Source organism: Bradyrhizobium barranii subsp. apii (genome assembly GCF_011516635.5).
GTDB lineage: Bacteria > Pseudomonadota > Alphaproteobacteria > Rhizobiales > Xanthobacteraceae > Bradyrhizobium > Bradyrhizobium barranii.
This window is the reverse complement of record NZ_CP096255.1, coordinates 6876036-6901375: the sequence shown is the minus strand read 5'-3', so window position 1 is coordinate 6901375 and position 25340 is coordinate 6876036. Positions and strand designations below refer to the sequence as shown.

Annotated in this window: 27 protein-coding genes and 1 pseudogene; 5 read left to right on the top strand and 23 right to left on the bottom strand. The window is 64.5% G+C overall.

Going from position 1 to position 25340, the window contains the following annotated elements; genetic code table 11:
* Window positions 1-40 precede the first annotated feature (40 nt).
* From HAP41_RS33195 to HAP41_RS33165, 7 genes are all read right to left on the bottom strand, one after another.
* Window positions 41-1060 carry a DUF3616 domain-containing protein gene (locus HAP41_RS33195; RefSeq protein WP_166090771.1) on the bottom strand — a complete coding sequence of 340 codons (1020 nt, stop codon included), beginning with the start codon at window positions 1058-1060 and terminating at the stop codon, window positions 41-43.
* A gap of 136 nt (window positions 1061-1196) precedes the next feature.
* Entirely contained in the window at window positions 1197-2117 is a 921-nt protein-coding gene (locus tag HAP41_RS33190; protein ID WP_166090773.1) for an SH3 domain-containing protein, read from the bottom strand.
* Window positions 2118-2131: 14 nt separating this feature from the next.
* Window positions 2132-2428 carry a hypothetical protein gene (locus HAP41_RS33185; protein ID WP_071912259.1) on the bottom strand — a complete coding sequence of 99 codons (297 nt, stop codon included), beginning with the start codon at window positions 2426-2428 and terminating at the stop codon, window positions 2132-2134.
* A gap of 108 nt (window positions 2429-2536) precedes the next feature.
* Complete coding sequence (locus tag HAP41_RS33180; RefSeq protein ID WP_085404236.1) at window positions 2537-3088, bottom strand: inner membrane-spanning protein YciB; 552 nt, start codon at window positions 3086-3088, stop codon at window positions 2537-2539.
* A gap of 14 nt (window positions 3089-3102) precedes the next feature.
* Window positions 3103-3678 (bottom strand): hypothetical protein, encoded by a 576-nt coding sequence (locus tag HAP41_RS33175; protein ID WP_166090793.1) that lies wholly within the window; start codon window positions 3676-3678, stop codon window positions 3103-3105.
* A gap of 76 nt (window positions 3679-3754) precedes the next feature.
* Window positions 3755-4018 (bottom strand): hypothetical protein, encoded by a 264-nt coding sequence (locus HAP41_RS33170; protein ID WP_166105645.1) that lies wholly within the window; start codon window positions 4016-4018, stop codon window positions 3755-3757.
* A gap of 74 nt (window positions 4019-4092) precedes the next feature.
* Window positions 4093-5490: a carotenoid oxygenase family protein gene (locus HAP41_RS33165; RefSeq protein WP_166090795.1), complete on the bottom strand. Its 1398-nt coding sequence runs from the start codon at window positions 5488-5490 to the stop codon at window positions 4093-4095.
* A gap of 106 nt (window positions 5491-5596) precedes the next feature.
* Between HAP41_RS33165 and HAP41_RS33160 the strand changes: the two genes are divergently transcribed.
* The gene (locus HAP41_RS33160; protein ID WP_166090801.1) at window positions 5597-6331 is read left to right on the top strand and encodes a TetR/AcrR family transcriptional regulator; all 735 of its coding nucleotides are present in this window, start codon (window positions 5597-5599) and stop codon (window positions 6329-6331) included.
* Between the two features lie 21 nt (window positions 6332-6352).
* On the opposite strand, the gene HAP41_RS33155 is transcribed toward HAP41_RS33160, so the two are convergent.
* Window positions 6353-6958, bottom strand: coding sequence for a hypothetical protein (locus HAP41_RS33155; RefSeq protein ID WP_166090803.1), 606 nt, complete (start codon window positions 6956-6958; stop codon window positions 6353-6355).
* Between the two features lie 160 nt (window positions 6959-7118).
* Here HAP41_RS33155 and HAP41_RS33150 point away from each other — a divergent pair, with 160 nt between their 5' ends.
* Window positions 7119-7676 (top strand): SET domain-containing protein, encoded by a 558-nt coding sequence (locus HAP41_RS33150; protein WP_071912271.1) that lies wholly within the window; start codon window positions 7119-7121, stop codon window positions 7674-7676.
* A 158-nt stretch (window positions 7677-7834) separates the two neighbouring features.
* On the opposite strand, the gene HAP41_RS33145 is transcribed toward HAP41_RS33150, so the two are convergent.
* The 10 genes from HAP41_RS33145 to HAP41_RS33100 form a co-directional block, all read right to left on the bottom strand.
* The gene (locus HAP41_RS33145; RefSeq protein WP_166090807.1) at window positions 7835-8233 is read right to left on the bottom strand and encodes a hypothetical protein; all 399 of its coding nucleotides are present in this window, start codon (window positions 8231-8233) and stop codon (window positions 7835-7837) included.
* A 36-nt stretch (window positions 8234-8269) separates the two neighbouring features.
* Complete coding sequence (locus tag HAP41_RS33140) at window positions 8270-8500, bottom strand: hypothetical protein (protein ID WP_175618045.1); 231 nt, start codon at window positions 8498-8500, stop codon at window positions 8270-8272.
* A gap of 385 nt (window positions 8501-8885) precedes the next feature.
* Window positions 8886-9941: a threonine aldolase family protein gene (locus HAP41_RS33135; protein ID WP_166090815.1), complete on the bottom strand. Its 1056-nt coding sequence runs from the start codon at window positions 9939-9941 to the stop codon at window positions 8886-8888.
* Between the two features lie 17 nt (window positions 9942-9958).
* Window positions 9959-11596, bottom strand: a complete 1638-nt coding sequence (locus tag HAP41_RS33130) for an ABC transporter permease (RefSeq protein ID WP_085404243.1) — start codon at window positions 11594-11596, stop codon at window positions 9959-9961.
* Entirely contained in the window at window positions 11593-12654 is a 1062-nt protein-coding gene (locus tag HAP41_RS33125) for an ABC transporter ATP-binding protein (protein ID WP_166090817.1), read from the bottom strand. The genes HAP41_RS33130 and HAP41_RS33125 overlap by 4 nt, the downstream gene beginning before the upstream one ends.
* 4 nt (window positions 12655-12658) lie before the next feature.
* Window positions 12659-13666 (bottom strand): extracellular solute-binding protein, encoded by a 1008-nt coding sequence (locus tag HAP41_RS33120; RefSeq protein WP_166090820.1) that lies wholly within the window; start codon window positions 13664-13666, stop codon window positions 12659-12661.
* Window positions 13667-13697: 31 nt separating this feature from the next.
* On the bottom strand, window positions 13698-14768 hold the full coding sequence (locus HAP41_RS33115; RefSeq protein ID WP_248577131.1) for a pyridoxal-phosphate-dependent aminotransferase family protein: 1071 nt from the start codon (window positions 14766-14768) through the stop codon (window positions 13698-13700).
* 104 nt (window positions 14769-14872) lie between these two features.
* A complete protein-coding gene (locus HAP41_RS33110) occupies window positions 14873-15370 on the bottom strand; it encodes a LeuD/DmdB family oxidoreductase small subunit (protein ID WP_085404246.1) in 498 nt (165 codons plus the stop codon).
* Window positions 15367-16629 carry a 3-isopropylmalate dehydratase large subunit gene (locus HAP41_RS33105; RefSeq protein ID WP_166090851.1) on the bottom strand — a complete coding sequence of 421 codons (1263 nt, stop codon included), beginning with the start codon at window positions 16627-16629 and terminating at the stop codon, window positions 15367-15369. The genes HAP41_RS33110 and HAP41_RS33105 overlap by 4 nt, the downstream gene beginning before the upstream one ends.
* Window positions 16630-16631: 2 nt before the next feature.
* A complete protein-coding gene (locus tag HAP41_RS33100; protein WP_166090855.1) occupies window positions 16632-17312 on the bottom strand; it encodes an RraA family protein in 681 nt (226 codons plus the stop codon).
* A gap of 90 nt (window positions 17313-17402) precedes the next feature.
* On the opposite strand from HAP41_RS33100, the gene HAP41_RS33095 reads away from it, so the two are divergent.
* Window positions 17403-18137 (top strand): IclR family transcriptional regulator, encoded by a 735-nt coding sequence (locus tag HAP41_RS33095; RefSeq protein ID WP_049807412.1) that lies wholly within the window; start codon window positions 17403-17405, stop codon window positions 18135-18137.
* A 227-nt stretch (window positions 18138-18364) separates the two neighbouring features.
* Here the strand turns inward: HAP41_RS33095 and HAP41_RS33090 are convergent, their stop codons facing one another.
* From HAP41_RS33090 to HAP41_RS33070, 5 genes and pseudogenes are all read right to left on the bottom strand, one after another.
* Window positions 18365-18952, bottom strand: a complete 588-nt coding sequence (locus HAP41_RS33090; RefSeq protein WP_028151206.1) for an ANTAR domain-containing response regulator — start codon at window positions 18950-18952, stop codon at window positions 18365-18367.
* On the bottom strand, window positions 18949-19731 hold the full coding sequence (locus HAP41_RS33085) for a transporter substrate-binding protein (protein WP_224580681.1): 783 nt from the start codon (window positions 19729-19731) through the stop codon (window positions 18949-18951). Before HAP41_RS33085 ends, HAP41_RS33090 begins: the two co-directional genes overlap by 4 nt.
* 69 nt (window positions 19732-19800) lie before the next feature.
* Window positions 19801-21075: an IS256 family transposase gene (locus tag HAP41_RS33080; RefSeq protein WP_166064748.1), complete on the bottom strand. Its 1275-nt coding sequence runs from the start codon at window positions 21073-21075 to the stop codon at window positions 19801-19803.
* 76 nt (window positions 21076-21151) lie between these two features.
* Window positions 21152-21613: a transporter substrate-binding protein gene (locus HAP41_RS33075; RefSeq protein WP_224580682.1), complete on the bottom strand. Its 462-nt coding sequence runs from the start codon at window positions 21611-21613 to the stop codon at window positions 21152-21154.
* A gap of 103 nt (window positions 21614-21716) precedes the next feature.
* Window positions 21717-22552: pseudogene (locus tag HAP41_RS33070) on the bottom strand (IS5 family transposase).
* Window positions 22553-22910: 358 nt separating this feature from the next.
* Between HAP41_RS33070 and HAP41_RS33065 the strand changes: the two are divergent.
* A complete protein-coding gene (locus tag HAP41_RS33065) occupies window positions 22911-24311 on the top strand; it encodes an amidase (protein WP_166090857.1) in 1401 nt (466 codons plus the stop codon).
* A gap of 17 nt (window positions 24312-24328) precedes the next feature.
* Window positions 24329-25327, top strand: coding sequence for an acetamidase/formamidase family protein (locus HAP41_RS33060; RefSeq protein ID WP_166090861.1), 999 nt, complete (start codon window positions 24329-24331; stop codon window positions 25325-25327).
* Window positions 25328-25340: the final 13 nt, after the last annotated feature.

The window sequence follows — 25340 nt, the reverse complement described above, 5'->3', positions numbered from 1 at the left end:
TCCGCGCAGTTGAACGGCGGTCCGCCGCTGATGGTGCGCTTCAGCGCGGCACCACATACTGCGTCGGCGCTCCGTTTTCGGGCCCATCGAACATCACGAGCACGCGCCATGGTTCGCCGCTGACGTCGCTGAGCACCAGCAGGGTCTCTGCCTTGGCGGTGCTGTCGGCGACGCTGAGCGTGTGGCTCGGTCCAAGCTTGCCGCTGCTGGTATCGTAGAAGACGACGGCGGGCGCGATCTGCTGTTCGTTGACCGGCCCGGTCAGGAGAAGCAAGCCGCCTGACACGGCGGCGATGTCCCTGATACCGGTCGTTGTGCCAAGCGCCAGCGGAGGGTCGATGAGCTTGGCCTTGAGCGGCATGTTCTCGGTGAAGACGGCCTTTGCGTCGACCGTGAGAACATACGCATTGCCGCCTTTGGACGGACCACGGAAACCAAGATACATTAGGTCCCCTTTGACCGCGATGCCCTCGATGTTGGCGCCGTTGTCTCCGAGAGGCTTGTCGTAATCCGCGGGCAGTGCGTCCTTGATTGCACGGCGCAGGCGCGTCACGGATGCTTCGACGCCGATCACCTCGTCCGCAGAGATCGGGAAGGGTGGCTCTCCAGTGAGCTTGTCGACGGGAAAGCGAAAGAGGTGATAGCTCGTCGGATTGCTGTCGTCGGGATGATGACGTTTGCGGCCGTGCGATCCGACCACGTAGAAATAACCGTCATCGTAAGCGGTGCCCTCGGCATCCGGATCGCCGCTGGCCTGATCGCTCAGCAGGCGGATTACCTTGCCGGGATTGATCGTCGTGCCTTCGATCGCAAAGAACTGCGCGTATTTCTTTTCGTCGTTGACCACGAGGCAGGATTTGAGGGGCGGGGATGTGGTCGCGCACGCCGCTCCACTGATGTTGGTGCGCGCATCCGCGCTCTTCTTGAACGGCTCGCTCAGTTGCCACGCCGGCGACTGCGGCTCGAGCATATTGGCACTCACCGGCGCTACTCCGGCAAGTGCGGCGACGGCGGAGGCCAGGAACAGGTGGATGCGATTGTGAGCGGGGAGGGAGCGCATGCAAATTCCCCTTCTGCTGAAAGTGTGTTGAGATCAATAAAAATCTTTAGTTGTATCCTGCTCGCGAAGCCGGCTGTGGTCAACGACCTGAGCGCCTTGGCGCCGTGGCCAATGACCGCAGACCGACCGCAGCCCGTCAGCTGCAGTTCGTGACCTGGTTCGAGCACAGCGAGCGCCACCAGCCGCGGACGCCGTCCTGGCTCTCGACGAGGCCCCAGAGCCCGCTACAGGCAAAGATGCGCTTCGGGCCTCCGTCGGTGTCGATTGGGCCGCCGAGCTCGCGCTGGGCCGGCATCCATTTCGCATCGACGAACGGCGCCTGGAAAAGTCCGCCCATGCGCGTCGCGCCATTGGCGTAGGACGCGCCGACCTTGTTGGACGCGACCCAGCCGCGCCCCGCATAGGGTTTTGGCGCGCTGCGCGGATATCTCTTCTCGTCCTCGTAATCCTTGCCCGGCGGCTTGGCGCCTTCGATCAGGAACCAGCCGTCCTTGAAGCCGATGATGCGGAATTCGGTGAGCCAGCCGCCGTCGGGCGTGTTCTCGGCACCGCCAAGCTTCAGCCGGTAGGGCGGCGGCAGCGTGCCGAGCACGCGCGCTTTCGCCGAGGGCTCGGCGCGCACGTTGAGGCCATCAGGATCCTTGTCGATGGACCAGGCGCCGAGATCACACGGCTCGGTCCCATCGGGCAGCGTTGCGCGCCTGGCGGCGAGATCGGCGTGGAGCTTTGCGAAATCGGAATCGTCGTTGTCGGGGTCCGGCGCGCTGCGCGGCTTCAGCTCGGCCGAGACCGCGCGCGTCGCATCCGGCGTCAGCGTGACGACGAGGGCCTGGCGCGTAGCGAGCACGCTTGCCGGTGTCTTCGGATCGTTCGACGAGGCCGGATAGACGGCGAGGGTGCCGGTCGATCCTTCGGTCCGGTAGGCCGTGCCGGCGACATAGCCCGCCGGCACCATGGCGAGCGCGCTTGCGCGCCACGCCGGTTCGGTGTCATCCGCGCGCGCCGCTTGCGTCGCGACACACAGGATCGTTGCCGCGATGAGACGGAGCACGCGCACGGTTCGCAACGTGCCTACGCGCGCGCGCCCGTGAACGGAAAGCTGCCCATCGGGCCGATGCCCATCTCGCCGCTCATGCTGTCGCCAGAGACCGTTCCGATGAACTCGAGCGTCAACGGCATCGGATTGGTGATCGAGACTTTCCAGTTGACGGCGTCGCCGCTGATGGTGCCGTCGAAGATCTCGGCCGAATTGCCGTCGGCGCCCTGCGTTCCGGTCAGTGTGCCGCCGGAGTTCAGCAAGGTCAGCGTGGCCTTGCGCTCGCCCATGGGCGTCGTCATGGTCAGAGTCCAGTTGCCGTCCACGGCCATTCGTGTCTCCCAACTTTTTCCCGGCACCTCGCGACAATCCGCAAGGTGAGCCAGGGACGCCTATAGCCTAACTCGGGGGACGTGCCTAACGCTCTCTTTGACGCGCCCTTAAGCGCGGGCTGCGCGAATACGGCTGCCGATGAGCAGGCGGAAGGCCACGTACTGGATCGCGAACGCAACGATCTTCGCGCCGATCAGGACCACCGAAATATAGAAGGCCCACAGCTTCATGTCGCCGGTCATGGCAACCGCAACGGTCCCCGCGGCGAGCGCAAACATCAGCGCGGCCCAGGCGTAGCCCGCGACGGTAACGTATTCCGGAATGGTCTCGGTCACGATCGCCGGCAGATAGCGCAGCATCCAGCCGCGCTTGAGCATGATGATGCCGATCGCGACATGCCCGATCGCGGGCTTCGCCAGCACGAAGCGCGGATCGTGGGTGAGCAGCGTTGCGCCACCGAGCACGATGACGAGGCCGAGGCTCGCCCAGGTCATGTAGCCCAGCGTCTGGCCCTTGACCCGCGACCAGACCACCTGGCCGATGGCGCCAAGGATCGCGACTGCGGTCGCGAGGATGACGTTGTCGGTCACGAGATAGATTACCAGGAAGACGATGGTGGAGAGGAAATCAGAGACGAGCCGGCGGAATACGTCTTTCATCGTCTGTCCTGTCTTCAATGGGGGTGGGGCTGCGCGGCGGCGGGCGCAGCATATTTGATCTGGCGATACTCGGGATACCATTTTGTGAAGTAGATCGCGCTGTTGCGGGCGGCGAAGGCGACCGCGAGGCCCGACCAGAGCGGCAGGGCGGGGACGTAGAGCAGCGCGATGTTGGCGGCCATCATCAACAGCGCGGCGGCGGTCCAGGCGCCGGTGATGACGTAGTTGGCGGTGAGGAAGCCGGGCATCGCCGCCGTCTCGGCCGGGACCGTTTCAACCGCATATTGCAGCGTGAACGGGTGGCGGACCAGCATCGAGCCGAGCGAGATGACGAAGATGCCGATATCGACCGACAGCTTGACGCCCAGCGTGCCGAGCTTCGGGTCGATCAGCGCGAGGTAGAGGCCGATTGCGGCGAATACGATCGCCGAGCCCATCGCCAGGATCTTGACGGAGCGGCCGCGCGCGATATCCACTGTGATGGTGGCGAGGCAGATTGTAGACGCGGCGAACACGCTGATCGTGGCCGACGTCACCAGCATCAGGAAAGTGTAGGCGCCGTAGGGCGCGAGGATCAGGAAAATCGCCATGAGCCGCCTCGGTCTGGCCAATCTTTACGATGTAAAGATAAATAATTCAGGAGCGATGGCGGGTCAAGCGAAATCTTTACAGTGTCAAAATAACGTAGGTGACTTCCAAAAAATGAAGTGCTGCAATGGCTTGGTCGGACGCCGCGTCGGCGAATTCCGCCCAGGGCAGGCGTGACAGGATCGGCAGCGCGGCGGCGAGCAGGAGGCCGACCGAGAGCAAGATACCGCCGTTGAAGATGACATGGCCGCTCCAACGTAGCCGGATCATCCGGAGTGCGAGCGCGGCGCAGGCCAAGGCGAGGACGGCAAGGCAATCTGTGGTGATCGAGGGCATGTGCAGGCCTCTTTGGTGACATCCGCGATGTCATTCCGGGGCTCGCGACGTCGTCGCGCCCCGGAATGACGAGGCGAGAGTTACTGCGCACCCACCCAATTGCCGTGAAAGCCGTCGGGCACGCGGTGGCCGAGCTGCACCAGCGCGACGGGACCGGCTTCGACATCGGTGGCGTTGAACACGGCGAGGTCACTGCGGTTCTCCCGCGCGCGCCAGACCACCGCCAACAGCCAGCCGTCGCCTTCCGCTGCATCCGTCGCGCGTTCGACGAACACCGGCTCGGAGATGGTATCGCCGGCCGGCAGCAGATAATGACCGAGCCGTCTGCCGTTGCCGTCGACATGGACGACGCCCGACAGCGCGCCGAACATCGGCAGCCGCGGATTGGCGCAGGCGTACCAGCCGTGACGGCTTTTCAATCCGGCGCGGCGGTCGTCGATGCGGGGGAATTCGCCGGTGAGATCGTCGAGATAGGTCTGCTGGAAGCGGTCGGTCTTCCCCGAGAGATCGAACGTCCAGCGGCAATGGCGGGCGCGTGATTTCTCCGGATCCGTCGGCCGGCCATCGGGATGCGGAAACAGCGGCGCTTCCTCGAACTGCATGACGTCGGCGATGATGCGGTTGCCGTCCTCCCACGCATTCATGATGTGGAAGACATAGCAGGCTTCACCGCGGAACCAGACGATGTCCTTCGCCGTGCCGTTGCGCTTCATCACGCCGACATAGGCGCCCTTGTCCGGCTCCCAGGCATAGGGCGGCCGTCCGCTCATCGCGCGCTCCACGCTGCCGGTGATCGGCAGGATCGGAAACAGCGCATGGTTCTCGGTGACGATGAAGTCGTGCACCATGCTGGCATAGGGCGCCTCGAAACGTTCGAAGCGCGTCGCCTTGCCGGAGGCGTCGATCGATCCGTAGGAGAGGGCAGGGGTCAGCGGACCCGCGGCGTTGTAGCCGAAGAACACGAGCTCGCCGGTGACCGGGTCGACCTTCGGATGCGCCGTGAAGCTGCCGGCGACGCGACCCTGATAATCGTGATAGCCGCGCGTTGCCAGCGTGCCCGGCTCGATCTCGGTCGGCAGATGCGCTTCTTCGAGCGCCAAAAGCTTGCCGGCATGAAAGATGATGTTGGTGTTGGCGACGCCGCCGTCGGTGAGGTTTTGCGGGGCATCCGGCAGCTTGCGGCCGAAGCCGCCGAACAGCGCGCGGCCTGCATCGTGCTCGGCCAGCCATTTCGGCGTGCGGACCCAGCGGTTGCGATAGCTGGCGCGGCCGTTCTCGAGGTGGAAGGCGTGCAGCATGCCGTCGCCGACGAACCAGTGCGCCCCGGGCGCATCGAACTGCGGATTGGGACCGTTGCGATAGAGCACGCCATTCAGATCGCGCGGCAATTCCCCGACGATCTTGAGGAATGGCGCATCGGCTTCGAATGGAATCGGACCGAGGTTATGGCGGCGCTCGGTGACGGCGTCGTGCTGCACGGCGTATCCCTCCCTATCTTTACACCGTAAAGATCGAATAATACCGATCGCCGCATTCGTCAAGTGAAATCTTTACACTGTCAATATTGCGTCATATAGCTTGCAAATGGCCAAAAGCGACACCAACAGCGAAACAGCGCGCAAGCCGCGTACCCCGCGCAAGACATCGTCGGCCGCGAGCGCGCAGGCGCGTTCCGCACGCCGTCCGGCAGTAGCGAAGACGGAGACGCCGTATCATCACGGCGCCCTGCGCGAGGCGCTGCTCCAGGCCGCCGAACGGGTGCTGGAGCGCGACGGGCTGTCCGGCCTGACCTTGCGCGCAGTGGCGCGCGAGGCGGGCGTCTCGCATGCCGCGCCGACCCATCATTTCGGCGATCTCACCGGCCTGCTCAGCGAGCTCGCGGCCGTCGGCTTCCGCCAGTTCAACGCGGCGATGGCCTCGTCCTGCGACGCCGCCACCACGCCGCTGGAGCGCGCGCTGGCGCGGCCGAAGGCCTATGTCGCCTATGCGCAGGCCCATCCCGGCATGTATGGCATCATGTTCCGCACCGAGCGGCTGGACTATTCCAGGCCCTCGCTGCACGAGGCGGCCGAAGCCTCCTTCGCCGGCCTTGCCAATGCCATCGGCATGATGCGGCAGGAGCAGATCAGTGGCGACGCACTGACGCTGAACCAGGGCGCCGCGATCGCGCGCGCCTGGTCGATGGTGCACGGCTTCACCATGCTGCTGCTCGACGGCCGTCTCGAGGACATTCTGGGGCGGCTGCCCGAAGGGACGACGACCGAACAGTTGCTCGAGGCGATGCTGACGGCGCCCATCACGGCGAAGCTGCCGGCATAGCGCCTTCGGGCGGGCGCTGCCCTAGCGCATCGTCGCGAGTTCGACCGCACGTCCACGCGTGCCGACAATCTTCACCTCGTCCTTGCCGCAAGTGAAGCTGCGGGCGAAATCGTCCGCCGCCTTGCGCGCGAGCTCATTGGCGGTGGGGTTGGCGATGGCATCGACATAGGCGACGTGGCAGACCGGCCCCGGCGGCAGCCGCGTCACGACGAGCACGGCCTTGGTGTTCGGCCGTCCCTGCTTGTCGGGATCGGTGCCATCGGCGATGTGCCAGCGCTGGATCATGGCAATCGGCTTGGTGCCCGCGCTACGCCATTCGACGGTGGCCTCCGACGAATTGAATGGCGCGAACCAGACCTTTGCCGCCGGTTCCTCCGCTGCGGCCTTGCGGTTGCGGCCGACCGAGACGTTTTCGCGCAGATCATCCTCGGCGATCAGCACGATCAGGCCGTTTTTTCCCGGGCAGACCCGCGTGGTGCCGCCGTCGAGCTCGCTGGGCTTGCCGATCTGGCGGCAGTCTTTTGGCGCTGTGGAGGAATAGGTGCTGCCCATGGATTGGGCGGCGACGTGACCCGCGCTCAGGCAAGTCAGCAGCACGGTCAGACAAAGGAACGCGATACGCCTCATGACGACGCCTTGATACAGAGGGAACTCCCTCCATCAGACGTCTTCACTGTGGGCAAGGTTCAAACAGAGGCGGGATGTACCTGACAGCGGCGCGGAATCGTTCTAGAAGGGCGCCTTCCGCTGCGCTTACCGCGCTTCGTCCGCGACATCTCATTCGATCATGCCAGCCATCGCTTCCAGCAAATCCTATCGCGTCGGCCGTTCCAAGACCGGACTTGGCCTCTTCGCTACCATGCCGATCAAGAAGGGGACCCGGATCATCCGTTATTTCGGACCGATCCTGGACTCCAGAATTCCCGCGCATGACGAGATCGAGAACAAATATCTGTTCGAGCTCAACAACCGCTGGACCATCGACGGCTCGGTGCGCAAGAACCTCGCCCGCTACATCAACCATTCCTGCCGGCCCAACGCCGAGTCCGACGTCCGGCCGCGCGAGCGCAAGGTCTTCATCCGCGCCATCAGGAACATCGAGCCGGGCGACGAGATCAACTACGATTACGGCACCGACTACTTCAAAGCCTATCTGAAGCCGATCGGCTGCAAATGCCCTTCCTGCGAGGCCAAGCGCAAGAAGTTGCGTGCCGAGGCCCGCGCTGAACGCACCAAGGTGAAGGCGCGCACGGAAGCCAAGGCCAAGAAGGCGGGCGCGAAGGCCGGCAAGAAGAAGCTCAACGGCCATGCCGTTGGCAAGAAGAACGGTCGCGCGCGGGCTTAGCACGAGTTCGAGCCCCCATTTCCGCTGTCATGCCCCGGCCTTGACCGGGGCATCCAGTACGCCGCAGCCCATCCGCATACGTCTACTGTCTCTGGAATACTGGGTCGCCCGGCCAGGCCGGGCGACGACTGCGCGTGGTGTGCCGGTCGAGCCGAACCTCACGCCACCACCACGTTCCCGCTCTTCCGCAATCCCACATATTGCAGCTCGGCAAACACGCCGGTCGCAATCGCCTGCGCGACGACCATGAGCTCGCCACCGATGTTCGGCGACACCGCGCCCGAGAACAGCAGCGCGATGCTGCCGACCGTCCAGGCCGCGTTGCCGACCACGACCAGCAGCACGAGCGGCCTCGCCACGGAGGCACGCGAGGCAAGCCAGCCGACCAGCGCGGTGTAGGCGATCAGGAACAGGCCGGTCTCACGCAGCAGCGCTTGAGGCAGGTTGAACAGCGATGCGAACGCGCCGGCGCCGAAGGTGAAGCCGAGGGCGGCGACGCCGCTGAAGATGGCGTCGGCGAGAAGCGCGCGGCGCAGGAAGGTGGATGCGTCGATCATCGTGGTCTCCATGGTTGGGTTGGGCTTGGGGTGAATTCAGTGCCGTCCGCGCCACCAGGCGCGGAGCAAGCGGGCGAGGCGGAACGGGCAGAGGCTCTTGCCGACGCCGTGCTCGAAGGCTGTGACCTGCGCGACGACATAGTCGCCGGTCGAATGCACCAGCGGCTCGGGCATGTTGAGGCTGCGTGCCAGCATGCGGGTCGCGAGCGTCACGGCCCAGGGAACAAGGTGGTCTGCGATGGTCCGGTAGAGCAGCAGCGCGATCATGGTCATCTCCTGTTGCGACCGAAGATGCGCCGTGGCGGGGACCAATTCGATTACCTCGCGGGTAAAGAATGCGCCCGTTCGCGATACTCCTAAGGTGTTCGATGCTGTTCGCGAGGTGCGCGCAGGCTGGTCATCGTGCGCAGTCCCGAGACCATCGCTCTACTAGAAAGATGGGCCGGTTATTTGAAGAAGCGTTTCGGCAGGCTCTACCGGCCAGACATCACGCGCCCTAACGGGCGTGGCAGTTGGTTGAGCGTGTGCCGCTTGCCAAGCGATGCTCTTGTTGCGCAGGAGCTGCAATCGAAAATTTGGAAGGCTGTAGACGCGTGGGTGACGGTGGGCGGGGCAACTATCTGCAGAATGATCGGCTAAGGAATGATCGCTCTCAGCCTCCTGCAATCGCGCGATGGACGAGCGCGATGACCTCGTCGGCTTCCTGTTCGGTGCTGTCAAAGCGAGCCACGAACCGGATTACGTCCTGGCCCCGTCGCGCGAATTGCAGCCCGCTCGCTGCAAGACGGTTGATGGCCAAAGCGGGCAGGTTGATGAAAACCAGATTGGCTTCCACTGGCGCAATGAGCTGAACGTCGGGTAGCGCAGCGAGACCCGCTCCAAGACGCGCGGCCACGGCATTGGCCTTCGCCGCGAGCCGCAGATAAAGGCGATCCTCGACGTAGGCGAGCAGCTGTGCCGACGCGAAGCGCATCTTCGACGAGGTCTGGCCAGCGCGGCGAAGCCGATAGGACAGGGATTCGACGAGATCCTGGTCGAAGACCACGATCGCATCCGCCGACATCGCCCCGTTCTTCGTCGCCCCGAAGGACAGGATGTCGACGCCAGCGCGCCAGGTCATGTCGGCCGGGCTGCAATCGAGCCGCGCGAGCGCGTTGGCGAACCGGGCGCCATCCATGTGCAGCGACAGATTCTTGTCGTGGGCGATTGCTCCGATGTCGGCGATCTCGGCGAGGGGATAGATCGTTCCATATTCGCTGGCCTGAGTGATCGACACCGCATCGGGCTGGGAGCGATTGCGGACTCCCCAGGCCGCCTGGCCCAGCGCCTGGCGCAGGCTCGACGGCTCGATCCGAAAGTTTCGGCCGGACATGGCGACGAGCTTCGCGCCGCCTGTGAAGGCTTCGGTCGCGCCGCCTTCCGCGGTGTGGATATGCGCCTCTTCGTGACAATAGATGGCGCCATAGGGCCGCGCGCAGCTCGCGAGTGACAAGGCGTTGGCCGCCGTACCGGTCGAGACCGGGAACACGGTGACCGCGGTCTCGAACAGCTCCGAGAAGCGCGCATTCAACAATCTCGAATAATCGTCGTCCCCATAGGCGGCGGCCGGGCCGCGATTGGCCTCGGCGATCGCTTGCAGAATCTCGGGACAGACCGGCGCGACATTGTCGCTGCGGAAATTCGGGAGCGTCGGGGCTGCTTCGTTCATACCGTCCTGTCCTGCCGTCATATCACGGTTGATTCCTGCTTGTTGATGCGCCGATTGATCAGGAGCAACGGGATTGCGGTGACGAGGATAAGCACCGCGGCCGCGGCGGCCGCCAGACCCGCGCCGGTGCCCTCGATGGCATGGTACATCACGACGGTCGTGGTGACCCAGCCGCTCGCATAGAGCACAATGGTCGCGCTCAACTCGGATGCCGCGGTGATCCAGACCAGCACCAGCCCGCCGACAAGGCCGCTGGCCATCAACGGCACGGTCAGGGTCGCGAAGGTTTTGCTTGGCGAGACACCGAGATTGATCGAGGCTTCCTCGAGCGAGGGATCGAGCTGGTGCACGATTGCGGAGGACGACCGGATCGCGAAGGGGAGCTTGCGGACGACATAGGCGATGACCAGGATCAGCCAGCCGCCGGTCAGAATCAAGGGACCGCTGTTGAACGCGATGATGAGCCCGATCGCCAGGATCGTGCCCGAGACCGCAAACGGCACCATGCCGACGAAATCTAGCAATCCCGACAGGCGCGAGCGGTGCCGGGCCACGACATAGCCGATCGGAGCGCCGATCAGCATGGTGACGACGGCCGCGATGCTGGCGAGCGTCAGCGTGTTGAGCAGCGGCCGATAGGAGCCCGACAATAGGGTGGCGTAATTGCCCAATCCGAACTCCCAGGTCAGGACAGGGCCGCGAAAGCGCAGGAGGGAGATCATCAACACAGCCGCGAACGGCAGCAGCGAGGCAATCACAATGCCCCAACTCACGATCGTGGCCGTGAGCCGCAGTCCCGGCGTCAGAGGCAGCTTCGCGGGCGCGCTGCGGGCATTGGTCGAAAACCGGCGCTTGCCGAGGTAGTGCCGCTGAACGAGCAGCGCGATCGCCGTGCAGGCGATCAGGAGCACGCTGAGTGCGCCCGCCGCGGCCGGGTTGGCATCAGATTCGCCGGCGAACAGCTTGAAGATGTCGACGGCCAGGAACGGCCGGTCCTCAGCCAGCACCGCTGGCACGCCGAAATTCTCCAGTGCCTCGATGAACACCAATAGTCCGCCGGCAAGGATCGCCGGCATCACGATGGGCAGCAGCACGGTGCGGATCACATAGGGCCGTGAGCCGCCGAGATTGCGGGCTGCCTCCTCCATCGAGGCGTCGACGGCCTGGAATCCGGCCAGCACGGGCATGACGACGTATGGATAGAGCGTCAACGTGAACACGATGACGATTCCGGGCACGCCGTAGATCGATCCGATCGGGATTCCGATCCCGCGCAGAGCGGTGGTGACGACACCAGCATGGCCGAACAGCAGCACGAGGGCGTAGGCGCTGACGAACGAGGGCAGGACCAGCGGCAAGGACGCAAGCGTCAGCAGCAGCGCACGGCCCGGTATGTCGATCCGGGCAAGACAGAAGGCGAGCGGGATGCCGATCGCGCATGCGAAGGCCGTCGCGAGCGCGGCGCAAAGCAGACTGTTGCCGATGCTGCCAAGATAGTAGCGGCTCTTCACAATCGCCGCATAGTTCCCAAGTGTCAGGCCGCCCGTGCCGTCGATCCGAAAGCTTGCATCCAGGACGAGCGCCAGCGGGTAGAGCAGAAACACCGCGAGCAGCACCAACGCCGCCAGCGTCACGATGGTGGCGAAGCGTTTCATGGCGCCGGATACGCCGTGATCTGGGCAGGGTCGTAGGCAAGGGTGAGCGGCGCGCCGGGCAAGAGATCGAGCGCCTGGCCGCCGAGCGCCGCAATCCGAATCTGGGTGCCGTCCGGCAGGGTTGCGTGGAGGCGTTGTACCGGGCCGAGAAATTCACGCAGCGCCAGACGCGCATGCACAAGCGAGCCACCGGAACCGTCTCGCAGCTGCAGGGCCTCCGGCCTGACCGACAGCAACACCGGCGCGCCTGGCGCTGCGACCTCGCCTCTGACCGTGAATTCCGTTCCGGCTGCTGCGACAGGAGTGTTACGGCCGTCGAAAGCTCCCGCGATGCCCGGCACCATATTGGTCGAGCCGAGGAATTCGGCGACGAAGGCAGTCTGCGGCATCCGATAGATGCGCTCCGGCGTGTCCACTTGCTCGATCTTGCCGTGACGCAAGACGGCGATGCGATCGGAGATGGCGAGTGCCTCCTCCTGATCATGCGTCACGTAGATCGCAGTCAGGCCGAGCGCCTGCTGCAGCTGTCGGACCTCGATCCGCATTTCGGTGCGCAACTGCGCGTCGAGGTTGGACAGCGGCTCGTCGAACAGGAGCACGGCGGGCTCGATCACGAGCGCGCGGGCGATTGCCACGCGTTGCAGCTGGCCGCCGGAGAGCTGGTGTGGTGACCGCGGACCGTAACCTGCAAGCCGCACCCGCTCGAGCGCCTTGTCGACGCGCGATGCGATCTCGGCAGCCGGAACCTTCCTGGCCTTCAGCCCGTAGGCCACGTTTTCGGCGACGGTGTGGTTCGGGAAGATCGCGTAGTTCTGAAACACCATGCCGGTGTCGCGGCGATGCGCGGGCAGAGCATCGATGCGCCGCTCGTCGAAGGAAATGGAGCCGGATTCGACGTCGATGAAGCCTGCGATCATGCGCAGCAACGTCGTCTTCCCGCAGCCTGACGGCCCAAGCAGCGTGAACAGCTCGCCATGCTTGATGTCGAGCGAGATGTCGTCCACGGCCCGCACCGCGCCGAAGGTGCGGGTCAGGTTTTCAATCCGGATCGCGGTCATCGGATCAGCGCGTGTTCTGGATCGTGGTCTTCAGCCGCGCGAGGGTGTCGCGACGGGCCGCTTCCCATTTGGTGTCGTCATAGGGCAGCACCTTGACCGCCGAGAACGGCAGCATCCCCGGTGCGACTGCCTCGAGCTCGATATCCTGGCGGGCAGGGCGCCGGAACGTCGCCTTCAGCAACATCTCCTGGACTTCCTTGCTGGCCAGATAGTCGACCAGCCGTTTGGCAGGCTCGGGGTTCGGTCCGCCTTTCAGGATGGCCGCGCCCTCGACGCCCGCATAGGTGCCCTCGGCCGGATAGGCGACGCTCACCGGCGCACCGTTATGGGCCCACAGGAAGCCGGCATATTCGAGCGTGATGCCAAGCGGATATTCGCCGCTGCCGATCCCGTCGAAGACCTGGGTCGAGCGGTTGAGTACCTTCGCATTCGCAAGCAGCCCGTCCATCTTGGTCCAGGCTGCGTCGTCCGCGCCCCACAGCGAGAGAAGCGTGGTCGCGGCCGCATATGAGAATCCGGAATTGGCAGGGTCGGTAAAGGCGAGCTTGCCTTTCCATTTCGGATCGAGGAGGTCTGCCCAGGCTTTGGGCCCGCTGGCCTTGTCGATCGCCTTGGTGTTCTGGCCGATCACGACGACCTGGATGTTGGTGCCAAGCCAAAGGTCGTTTGGATCGCGAAATTGCGCCGGCACGGCTTCGCGGCCCTTCGCCGCGTAAGCCTGAAGGTGCGGGCTCGCCAGCCGCAGCAGCGTCGCACTGACGCCCCAGATCACGTCGCCCTGCGGATTGGCGGCCTCGGACGCGACGCGGCGCACTAGCACACCTGATCCGGTCGAGACCACGTCGACCTTGATTCCGGTCGCCTTGGCGAAGCCTTCGGCTACAAGCTTGTTCACGGTGTCGTCGTTGGCCGAATAGAGCACGACGTTCTGCTGGGCCGAGGCCAGCCCGGCCGCGAACAGCGATGCCGCGAGCGTCACGACTCGGGCGAGGGTGGAGGCAGGAGATCTCATCGTGGTTCGCCCTCGTGGGTTCAGCGATTGCTCATGCGGTTGCGGCGAGGTACTCGGTGGCCGCCTTGAGCCCGGCGCCGGGTTCGATCGGCAGGCCGAACTTCGTGAGTGCGTCCTCGAGATGCAGAAGGTCGGTCAGAATGGTCCCCGCGCTCAAAGCACCCATCGTGCCAAACCGGATGACACGGCCGGAGAGACGGTTGCGGGCGCCTGCGATCACTGTGCGGTGATCCTGGTAGAGCTGCCGCACGATGGCTCCGCCTTCGAGCCCGTCGGGGACCTTGAAAACCACGACCGTGTTCGAGCGTGGCTCATCGCGGCAAAAATCTGCGAGTCCGATCGCCGCGCCGCCGGCGCGCAGCGCGGCGGAGAGCTTCTTGTGGCGCGCGAGCACATTGACGAAGCCTTCCTCGTGCATCATCGTCAAGGCCTCACGCAGGCCATAGATGAGGCTCACCGGTGCCGTGAACGCGGTCTCGTTCTGCTCCGCGGATTTCAGCGCGCGACGGAAATCCCAATAGAAGGCCGATCGCTGCTCGTCCTGCCCGATCACGCGCCACGCCTTGGCGCTGACGCTGGCAAGTGCGAGGCCGGGCGGGCACATCAAGGCCTTTTGCGAGGCCGAGACGACGATGTCGACGCCCCATTCGTCCTGCCGCATCGCGATGCCGCCGAGACCGCTGACGGAGTCTGCGATGAGCAGCGTTGGCCGGTCGCGCACCAGTGCGCCGAGCGCCGCGAGATCGGCCACGATCCCGGTCGAGCTCTCATTGTGCACGACGACGACGGCGCGATAGGTGTGCTCGCGCAATCGGGCTTCCACCGCGGCGACATCGATCGCCTGGCCCCATTCGATCGCGACCGTGTCGACGGTGATGTTCATGGCCTTGGCGATCGTGGTGAAACGCTCACCGAACTGACCATGCTCGACTACGAGAATCCGATGGCCCGGTCCGGCCACGTTGACGAGCGCAGCCTCCATAACGCCGGTTCCGGAGCTCGCAAAGAACAGGATGCGGTTCGTCGTGCCTAAAATCGGGCGGATCATCTCCTCCGCCTCGCCGATTGCAGTCCGGCATTCGGGTCCGCGATGGTTGACCATCACCCGAGCCATCGCCTGCCGCACCCGCTCGGGCACTTCGGTTGGACCGGGAAGCCGAAGACGGTATCCCGTCGAAGCAATGGCGCTCGGAGTGTCTGTGGTCGTCATAGCTTGAAGTCACCGTTTTGACGCATGTAGGGAACGAGGCCGCCCGCGCGCAGGATCGCCAGCATGATCGGCGGCAGCGGCTCCGGGCTGAGCGTCTCGCCGCTGCGTTCGTTGCGGATCGCGCCGGTGCCGTCGGAGATCAGGATGTCGCCCTCGCGAATCCCGCCGGTTTCGCAGACAAGCGGCAGCAGGCCGTTGTTGATCGCGTTGCGGTAGTAGGTGCGCGAGAAGCTTCGCGCCATCACCGCCGGAATGCCGGCCCCGAGCACGGTCGTGACGGCAACCTCCATCGCCGAGCCGCAACCGAAATTCTTGCCCGCCACCAGGATGTCTCCCGGTTGCACAGAAGCTGCAAAGGTCGGATCGACATGCTCGAACAGGAATTGCCTGAGAACGGCGGGGTCGAGGCTCTCCCGCTTGCGGGTCGAGCTGATGATCGAGTCGGTGTTGACGTCGTCGCCGACAAGTCGCGCGCGTCCTCGCAGGGCTGTCATCGCGACACCTCGCGAGGATCGGTCACGGCACCGCGGGTCGCGGCGGCTGCGCAAGCTGCCGGGGAGGCGAGGTAGATCGATGCCTTGGCGTTGCCCATGCGGCCCTTGAAGTTGCGGTTGGCGGTCGAGATCACCGAAACCCCGTCGCCGGGGATCACCCCGCAGGTCCCGCAGCAGGAGCCGCAGCCCGGCTCGACCACGGTGGCGCCGAAGCCGACCAGGGCGTCGAGCGTGCCATCGGCCGCCATGGCGTCGCGGACCTCGCGCGATGCCGGCGTGACCACGAGCTGCACGCCGGGCGCGACGCCTCCACCCGCCTCGAGCACGGCGAGGGCTTGATGGAAGTCGCGTAACCTGCCGCCCGTGCAGGTGCCGAGATAGACCATCTGTACCGGCGTGCCGGCCGCATCCTCGAGCGCCACGACCTGATCCACCAGATGCGGCAGCGCGATCCGCGGCGTGAGGGCGTCGAGCGCGATCTCCACGGTCCGGCTGTAGTGCGCATCCGGATCCGCTGCGACCGGTTCGAAAGCCTGGCCGGTGCGGCCCTGCAGATAGGCGACGGTTTCAGCATCGGCCGGGAAGATGCCGGTCTTCGCGCCCATCTCGACCGCAAGATTGCTCAGGACGAGGCGGTCCTCCAGCGCGAGGGTGGCGACACCCGGTCCCGAGAATTCGAGTGCCTGATAGGCGGCACCGTCAGCGCCGAGCATGCCCGCGAGGGCCAGTGCGATATCCTTCGCATAGACGCCGCTCGGCAGTTGTCCGGTCAGGACGACGCGGATCGAATCCGGCACGCGCAGCCAGATCCGGCCACACAGCATGACCGCGGCGAGATCGGACGAGCCGATCCCGGTCGCAAAGCAATTCAGTGCCCCGTATGTCACGGCATGGCTGTCGGCTCCGACGACCAGACCACCCGGCAGAGCGCGGCCCGTCTCCACGATGAGCTGGTGACCGATTCCTTCGCCAGCTTCATGCAGCGTGACGCTGAACCGCCTGGCGAAGTCCCGCATCACGCGGTGCAGCTCGATCGTCTGCGGGCTTGTCGGCGGCACGTAATGGTCGAGCGCAAAGACCAATCGGGCGGCATCGCGCACGTTCTCTCCGCCCATCGCCTTGAAATAGTCGAGCGCCATCGGGACCGAACCGTCGGTGCCGAGCGCGCAATCGACCTCGCAGACCACGAGGTCCCCGGCGTGCGCATCCTGCCCGGATTTTCGAGCGAGGATCTTCTCGGAGATCGTACGCCCGGCCATCGCTAGACCTCTGGCATCCCGCAGCCGAGACGTCGGAGCGAGGCGTCGACCCAGCTGCGATCGAGCGTACCGGCTTCGATCGCCGCCATTTGCTTGGTCTCGGCAGACTGCTTGGCTTCGGCCGCCTCGATCACCGCTCGGCAATCGTCGATGGCGACGGCTAGCACGCCGTCGTCGTCGCCCAGCACCAAATCGCCGGACTGGATGACCATACCGCCGATCGCGATCGGTCCGTTGATCTCGCCCGGACCGTCCTTGTACGGACCGCGATGGGTGACACCCGCCGCGAAAACGGGAAGGGGGTTTGCCCGGATCGCAGCGGCATCGCGGATCGCGCCATGGATAACGATGCCGGCGACGCCGCGCCGGGCGGCCTGCGCGAGCATCATCTCGCCGAAGATTGCGTTGCTGAGGTCGCCGCCCGCATCGACCACTATGACGTCGCCGGCAACCGCGATGTCGAGCGCTTTGTGAACCATCAGATTGTCGCCGGGGCGCGTCTTCACGGTCAAAGCGGGACCGGCCATGCCGCCAGCCGCATGCATCGGCCGGAGCGTGGCGCCGCCAGCGGCCATGCGCGACATCACATCGCTGATGTTGGCGACCGGAAGGGCGCGAGCCCGTTCGACCCATTCGCCTGCGACAACACGCTTGCGGGAAAGGATCCTGAACCCTACGGCCATATCAACCCCATTGAAAATGGAACGGCGTTACGCATAGTGTAACGGTGACGAGCCGAGGTCAACCGAAAATCGGCAGGACAGGGATTTTCGATGCCCAAGACGCAAGGGGTCGCCGCCGTGCAACGGGCGTTGGCGATCCTGGATACCTTCGCTGGAGCCGGGTCGCGCAGCCTGGCCGACATCGCCAAGATCACGGGCTTGGCGAAACCGACCGTGATGCGCTCGCTGGTGTCGCTGGATGAAGCCGGCTACGTCGTCCGCCTCAGCGACGGCCGCTACGCGCTCGGCGCAAAGACATTCCAGCTCGGCACCACCTATCGGGCCAATTTCAATCTCGAACAGCATGTGCTGCCGGTCCTTCAGCGGCTAAGCCAGGAGACGTTGGAGAGCAGTGCGTTCCACGTGCGTGAACGCGATAGCCGGCTCTGTCTGTTTCGGGTGGATTCGCCGCAGCTCGTGCGCGACGTCGCGCGGCCCACAAATCTCGCGCCACTCGATTTGACCTCGACGGGACAAGTGCTGCGGACGGCGCGCTGGGCAGACCGCACGGATGGCGGCGTGCAGGTCTTCGTCAGTTCCGGAATCTACGACGCTGTGACGGCCTCCCTCTCCACCGCCGTTTTCGGCCACGACGGAGCGCTGGTGGGCGCAATGACCGTGAGCGGCCCAATCGAACGCATCCGTCAGGCCGACCTCCAGGCGCTGGCGTCCCGGCTCACCGACGCCTCGTATCGGCTCTCACTTGTGCTCGGCGCGCCATTGCCTCGCGAGGTCGGCGCGCCGCGGATCATCAGTCTGCCATCGGCCGAAACAGGCTCTCCCTGACGCCGCCTCGTTCGGGGCAGGGCACTATTTCGACCGGCAAGCTCGTGAACTCCGCTCAGGTCTTGTACAGACTGTAGAGTCTGGACTCAAAGCTCGCCTCCGAAACTCTGAACCCGGTCACGATGTCCTCGCGAAACTTGAGCCATTCGGCGTAGATCAGCCTACGCCTCACCATTGCCGGTAGGTCAGGCGAAGTGCGGTGAGGAATGCACACGTATGGAAGTGAGCTAGCCGGTTGCGCGCGGGAGCATGCCCTTGGCGGTAATCTCCGCCGAAAGCTCTTCGATCGTCTTGCGTTGTTCCATGGCGGCTTTGCGGATCAGCGCAAAGGCGGCTGGTTCTGCGAGCGCGTGCGAGTGCATCACCTGGAGAACGGCGGCGAGCACGACGCGACGCGACCGAAGACGCTGCTCGAGCTTGACCACCTGCTGCTTCAATTCGTTGGTGCGTTCGCTTCGCTCGATTGCCATTACGAGCGCCGCGTAGATGCCGGCCGAGCGCAACGGCTTGACCAGGAACGAGGCCGGATCGAGCTCGAACACTAGCTTCAGCCGGCTTGGCGTTTCGGTGCCGAGCAGGGCGATCACCGGGCAGCGTCCCAGGAACGCGCGTCGTGCCGGTTGTGTCAAAGGCAGGAACTCGTCATCGATCAACGCCAGATCCGGCGCGAAGTCGATCGCCTCTGTCGGCTCCCACGCGATGCTGTCGACCCCGAGACGCTCGAACTGGCGTCGCACGATGGTTGCGTCGCGTTCGTCCTTGATGGCGACGATTGCCTTACGCCCGCGCAGCGAAAATGAAGACGGTCTGCTCATTTTACAACCCGCAAATGCGGCGCGTTCGGCAATGCGCCGCCCGCCGAGGTCTCCCTCGAAGGGCTGACGGCAACGTCGAGCTGCGTCAGGTAAGGATCAGGCTTAACAGGCGCGTCGGCTTCCCAGAAGATATCAAACTGTCCTCGCGGATTGGAAACGGCAAGCCGCGGTGTAAGGACGCAATGATTGTTGCCGCCGTCGATCCAGACCGGTCCTTGCGGCGAATTGTAGCGATGGCCGGCCGCGGCGCGCCGCACCTCGGCGATACTCGATGTGCCAGCGCGCTGCAACGCGCGCGCCAGCAGATAGACGGCGACATAGGCGGACTGCCCGTCGACCGAGGGGCTGCTGTCGTCGCCATAGCGCGCCTTCCAGCGTGCAACGAATGCGCGGTTCTCCGGCAGGCGGATGCTCTCGAAATAGGCCGATGACGTGATGCAGCCGGCCGACGCCGGTCCGACGATCGACAGTTCCGGCTCGCACAGGCTGCAGCTCAGCATTGGAATCTCGAGCCCGGCGGCCTTGGTTCCGGCGTGGAAGGCGCGAATGAAGTCATAGCTCGAGCTTCCGACCAGCGTGTTGAACACGATCGGCGGCTTACGGCGGACGATCTCGTCGACGATGTGCCCGACGGCGCTTTCGCCGAGTTCGAGCAGCCGTTCGGCCAGGATGTGGCCCTCTGCCGCGCTGACCAACTCCCGGGTGACGCGATTGGTCTCCCATGTCCAAACGTAGTTGGAGCCGACGCAGAAGATCTCCCGTGACAGATTGTCGAGCACGTACCGGACGAGCGGGGGATGTCCCGATCGCTGTTGAACTACGTCGGGTCGACGTTGCCGGAATGAATATTACGCAGCCCTCGTGACGTGGGCAACGGACTTGATTGTCATGCGATCGTGGTGAGCTTGAAGGGCCGCACGCAGAACCGACAATTGCTTATGCGCCTTCAATCGTCGGAAGCCCTTGTTGGCCTCGATCATACCGGCCGCGACCCATCGCAAGGCCATACCGGCATCCCGCCAGCGTTTAACGTTGCGCGTGACGCGGCGAATGGTGCCCATCATGTTCTCGGCGATATTGGTACAGGCGAGCGATCGGCGAAGCTCCTTCGGCAACTTCAACCGGACGACAGTCAGGATTTCGTCGAGGCCTTCGAGGATACTGGCCGCAACGCCGGGCCATTGCTGGTCGAGTCGACGCGCGAGATTGCGGATCAATTTTTCAGCCTTGTCGGCGTCATCGAGCTCCCAGGCCTGGCGCAGCACCCGGCGGGTGGCCGCATGATGCTCTTTCGGCAGGCGTTCCATGATGTTGCGCGCCTTGTGGATCTGGCAGCGCTGGATCGCAGCGGCCGAACCGAAGGTGCGGCGGATCGCCTTCGACAACGCCTTCGCGCCGTCGGCGATGAACAGTCTTGGCACCGTCGGGTCGAGCCCGCGCGAGACCAGGTTGTCCAGCAGGGCCTGAACCGTTGCTGCATTCTCGGTCGCCCCTTCCACCAGCGCCAGCGGATGCTTGTTGCCTTCGCCGTCAACCCCGATCGCGGCCACCAGCACGAGATCGTCGTCGAGATGCAGCCCGTCGATTTGGACCACCAGAAGGTCGAGCGCGGACAGATCGGCAGCCATGAAGTCGGCCAGCCGCGCCGCCGACAGAGCCACGAACCTCCGCGAGGCCGCCGACTTCGAAATCCCCGATCCGGGCGGTGCCGGCACGTCACCCTCGGGCAGCCGGACGGCGCGGCCGAACCGGCGCGTCGACACATTGATCAGCATCAGGTTCATCGCCCAGCGACCGAGCCAGTCCTCCTGCGCCGCCGTTTCCCAGCTCGGGATCGTGACCTCGCGGCCGTCCATGCCCCGGACCCGCGGGCGATCGACCTCGATCTTGCCGCCGTGGAAACCGATCCGCCCCCGCGTTCGGCCCCAACGGTGCGCCCGCCGCGCCGCATCACGACCGTGGCGCGGCCCGCAGGCCGCTGTCACATCCGCCTCCATCATCGTGCCGAGCGCCTCGATTCCTGCCGCAAGGCAGAACCGATCGAAGCTCGCTCGCACTTCCGCAAATGATTTCTCCACAGCCCCGGTCGCCGGCCAACCAGCCGGTGTGATATCTCTCGTCATGGCGTTGCTCTCCTTTGTGGAATCAGCACCCCGAGCCTACCGGCTCAAGGTGGGCAACGCCGACCTCTTCAGAAATTCAACAGAACCCGGGACATCCCCGGACGAGCGGCAGTACGTTGTGATTGGGCGAGGCGCCGACATAAATGACGTTGTCGGAGCACTCGAAGCCTTCATAGCGCGCAGGATACCAGAGCAGGCGATCGGTGCGTTCCACGATCGGCAGCACTTGTTTACGCGACGCCGACGTGTAGCAGCCGATGATGTGCTCGACGCCGACATTGCGAATGAGATCGTCGCAGACCGTATGGTATTCGGAGATGATGCCGCGAGGATCGCGGATATGAGGGGCAATCGAGAAGCCGAACTCCGTCTGGTTGTTGATCTCGTCGACCGCCATCATCGCGCTCTTGAGGATCTCGCGGCCCATAGCCTGATAGGGCCCGGACTGCGAGCAGATGATGCCAACGGGAACAGACGGTTTTGTCATTGACGACTTTCGGTAGTGCAACGCGAAGATGAAATCATCATCGGCGATCACAGTGCAAGTGGCTTGCCGTTTTGCTGCGCAGCACTATCGAAATTTAGGCAGAGAGCATCGTTGACAATGCGATGGGCAGTTACTTAGAGTCTGTCCGGAAAGATTACCTTGGATTGCATAGCTTTCGCAGCATGAGTCGGATGGAGGCCAGCTTGAGAAAGGCGAGCGCCCTGTGATTGAAGCATTCCCAATCTTTGGACAGTCTTCGGCATCGCCCGAGCCAGGCAAAGGTACGCTCGACGATCCAGCGTTTGGGCAAGACGACGAAACGGTGAGCCTGATCGGAGCGTTTGACGATTTCGAGGTTCACGCGCTTCAGAGCGCTACGCAGCCCCTTCTGGAAATGTGGCCCTTGATATCCGCCGTCGGCGTAGAGCTTCAGAAGAAAGGGATAGAGGCCGAACAACGTTGCCATCAGGAGCACGCCGCCGTCGCGATCCTGGATGTCCGCCGCATGCACGATGGCGTGCATCAAGAGGCCTTGCGTGTCGACGAGAATGTGCCGCTTCTTGCCCTTGATCTTCTTGCCCGCGTCGTAGCCATGGAGATCATGAGGCCCCCTTTTTCAGCGCTTTTCACGCTCTGGCTATCGATGATGGCGGCGGTGGGAGAAGCCTCGCGCTCGGCCCTTTCGCGACATTCGACATAGAGGGCGTGATGAATTTTATCGAGCGTGCCGTTCCAGCTCCACAGATCGAAGTAGCCATACAGCGTCGAGCGCGGCGGCAGGTCCTTGGGGATCGCGCGCCACTGGCAACCTGTGCTCAGGATGTACATCAGCCCGTTGGCAATCTCGCGCAGGTCCACCGTACGCTTGTTGCCGCCGCGCTTGGCCGGCGGGATGCGAGGCGCGATCAGCGCCCACTCCTCGTCGGTCAAGTCGCTCGGATAGCGCAGGCGGCTGCGGTCGTAGCGTGCACGGTTCTCGGTAGTCCACATTGGCGGCGCGTCCCCATCGAATCAGGCCGCTCACCTTGAATCACAACCGATTCATTCGACTCAATATGTTTTGGAACAGACACTTAGACTTTTCTCCTACAGGGCTACCTGTCGAACCTCGCGTGCGCCGATCTGGCCGATGACGTCCAGCTCCTTGCACTAAGTGCTTCGTTCGATTGCGGCCCCTAAGCGATAGATCATAGCCGCGGCATTTGAGCCATTCGTCGCCTCATTCGGGAGGGACGGGTGGCTTTTTTCGTTTGCCGCCAAGGAAGCTGGCGATGCGTCCGCGTCGCCAGAACGGTGACGCATGCGCGGAGACGACCGCGCGTCACATCGAGTGTGAGGATGAAGAACGATGGCGGCAACAGATCTCCACTATCTCGGACTCGTCGACGTCGGGCGGAAGATCCAGGCGAAGGAGCTGTCGCCGGTCGAAGCGACCAAAGCGATGCTCGGGCGGATCGAGAAGCTCGACGGCAAGCTCAAGAGTTTCGCTTATGTGATGGCTGACTCGGCGCTCGCGGACGCTGCCACGGCCGAGAAGGAGATCGCTTCCGGAAAGATCAAGGGGCCGCTGCATGGTGTGCCAGTGGCGGTCAAGGATCTCTGCTGGGCCAAGGGCGCGCCGGCGGCCCATGGCATGACCATTCATCGAGATTTCCGTCCCACCGAGGATGCAACGGTAGTCGCGCGGTTGAAAGATGCCGGCGCCATCATCCTCGGCAAGCTGCAGCAAACCGAGGGCGCCTACGCCGATCATCACCCGAAGATCGATCCACCGAAGAACCCGTGGAACGCGGATCTCTGGCCCGGCGCATCCTCGAGCGGCTCCGGCGTCGCCACCGCGGCGGGCCTCTGCTTCGGCTCGCTCGGCACCGATACGGGCGGATCGATCCGCTTTCCGTCCGCGGCTAATGGCGTCACCGGGCTCAAGCCGACCTGGGGACGCGTCAGCCGCTACGGCGCATTCGAGCTTGCTGCGACGCTGGATCATATCGGCCCGATGGCAAGGAGCGCGGTCGATTGCGGCGCCATCCTCGGCGTGATCGCGGGTCAGGACCCCAAGGACACGACGTCGGTTCCGCTGCCCGTGCCTGACTATCTCGCCAGTTTGTCCGGCGACCTTCGCGGGGTGACGATCGGTGTCGACCGGCGCTGGACCAGCGAAGGCACCGATGGCGATGCGGCCAAGGTGTTGACCGAGGGTCTGCGTGTAGCGGCCGATCTCGGCGCGAAGATCAAGGAGATCACGTTCCCCGATCCCAAGGCGGTCATCGACGACTGGTTCCCGCTCTGCGGCATCGAGGTCGCCGTCGCGCACGAGGACACGTATCCCGCGCGCAAGGACGAGTACGGCCCGGCACTCGCTGGCCTGCTCGATCTAGGTCGGCAGCAGTCCGGCATGGACTATCAGAAGATCGTGCTCCGGCGCGAAGCGTTTCGTGGCGCCGTCCGCCTTCTGTTCGAATCGGTCGATCTCCTCGCCGTGCCGGCCCAGGCATTCGCCGCGCCCACGCTCAGCAAGATGGCGTCGCTCGGCGAGGACGCCTCGCTGATCGCAGGCATGCTTCGCTTCACATGCCCGTTCGACATGACGGGAAGCCCGACCGTGACGCTACCCGGCGGCTTCGCCGCGAATGGCGGTCCGGTTGGCTTCCAGTTCGTCGGTCGTCATTTCGATGAGGCCGGCCTCGTTCGCGCGGGCGATGCGTTCCAGCGCGTTACCGACTGGCACAAGCGTCATCCCGGGATCTGAGTTGAGGAGCCATTCGCATGTCTGCAGAAGACTGGTTGAAGAATTCGATCATGGCCAAGCGCGCAGTCGCAAAGGGCGCGACCGGGGCGACGCATAGCCTGACGATCGAAGAGCAGGGCGGCTTCCACTACGTCTACGGTCCCTATGCAAAGCCGACCCTGTCGATCGACCCCGGCGGAGTGGTGGTTGTCGAGACGGAGGATGCGTTCGGCGGTGTGCTCACCAGCGAGAGCGACAGCCCCACTGCCAAACTGAACTTTCCCTATCTAAACCCGCAATGCGGCCCGATCGCGGTTAAGGGCGCCAAGAAGGGCGATTGCCTCGCGATCTACATCCGCGACGTCGAGACCCGCGGCGAGCAGCCGGCCGGCACGACCTGCATTATTCCTGAGTTCGGCGGACTCGTCGGGACGAGCTCGACGGCACTGCTCAATCCGCCATTGCCGGAGCGCGTGAAGAAGCTGCATGTCGACAGGAACGGCGTGCGCTGGAACGACAGGATTACGCTGCCCTACGAGCCGTTCATCGGTACCATTGGCGTCTCGCCGGAGATCGAGGCGATCTCCTCGCTGCAGCCGGATTACCACGGCGGCAACATGGATCTGCCCGACGTCGCCCCCGGCGCGATCATCTATTTCCCGGTGCATACCGACGGTGGGATGCTCTACGTCGGCGACTGTCACGCGACGCAAGGCGACGGCGAACTCTCCGGGGTGGCGCTGGAGCAGCGCGCGACCGTCACGCTGCAGGTCGACCTGATCAAGAACTGGAGCTTCGCCTGGCCGCGGCTCGAGACAAAGGACTTCATCATGACGATCGGCAGCGCCCGCCCACTCGAAGACGCGGCCCGTATCGCCTATCGCGAACTCGTGCGGTGGATGGCGGCCGATTACGGCTTCGACGAGATCGACGCCTACATGCTGCTCAGCCAGGCCGGCCGCATGCGCCTCGGCAACATGGTCGACCCAAAATACACGATGGGCGCATCGATCCTGAAGAATTACCTCAAGCCATGACATTCAGCCGCTT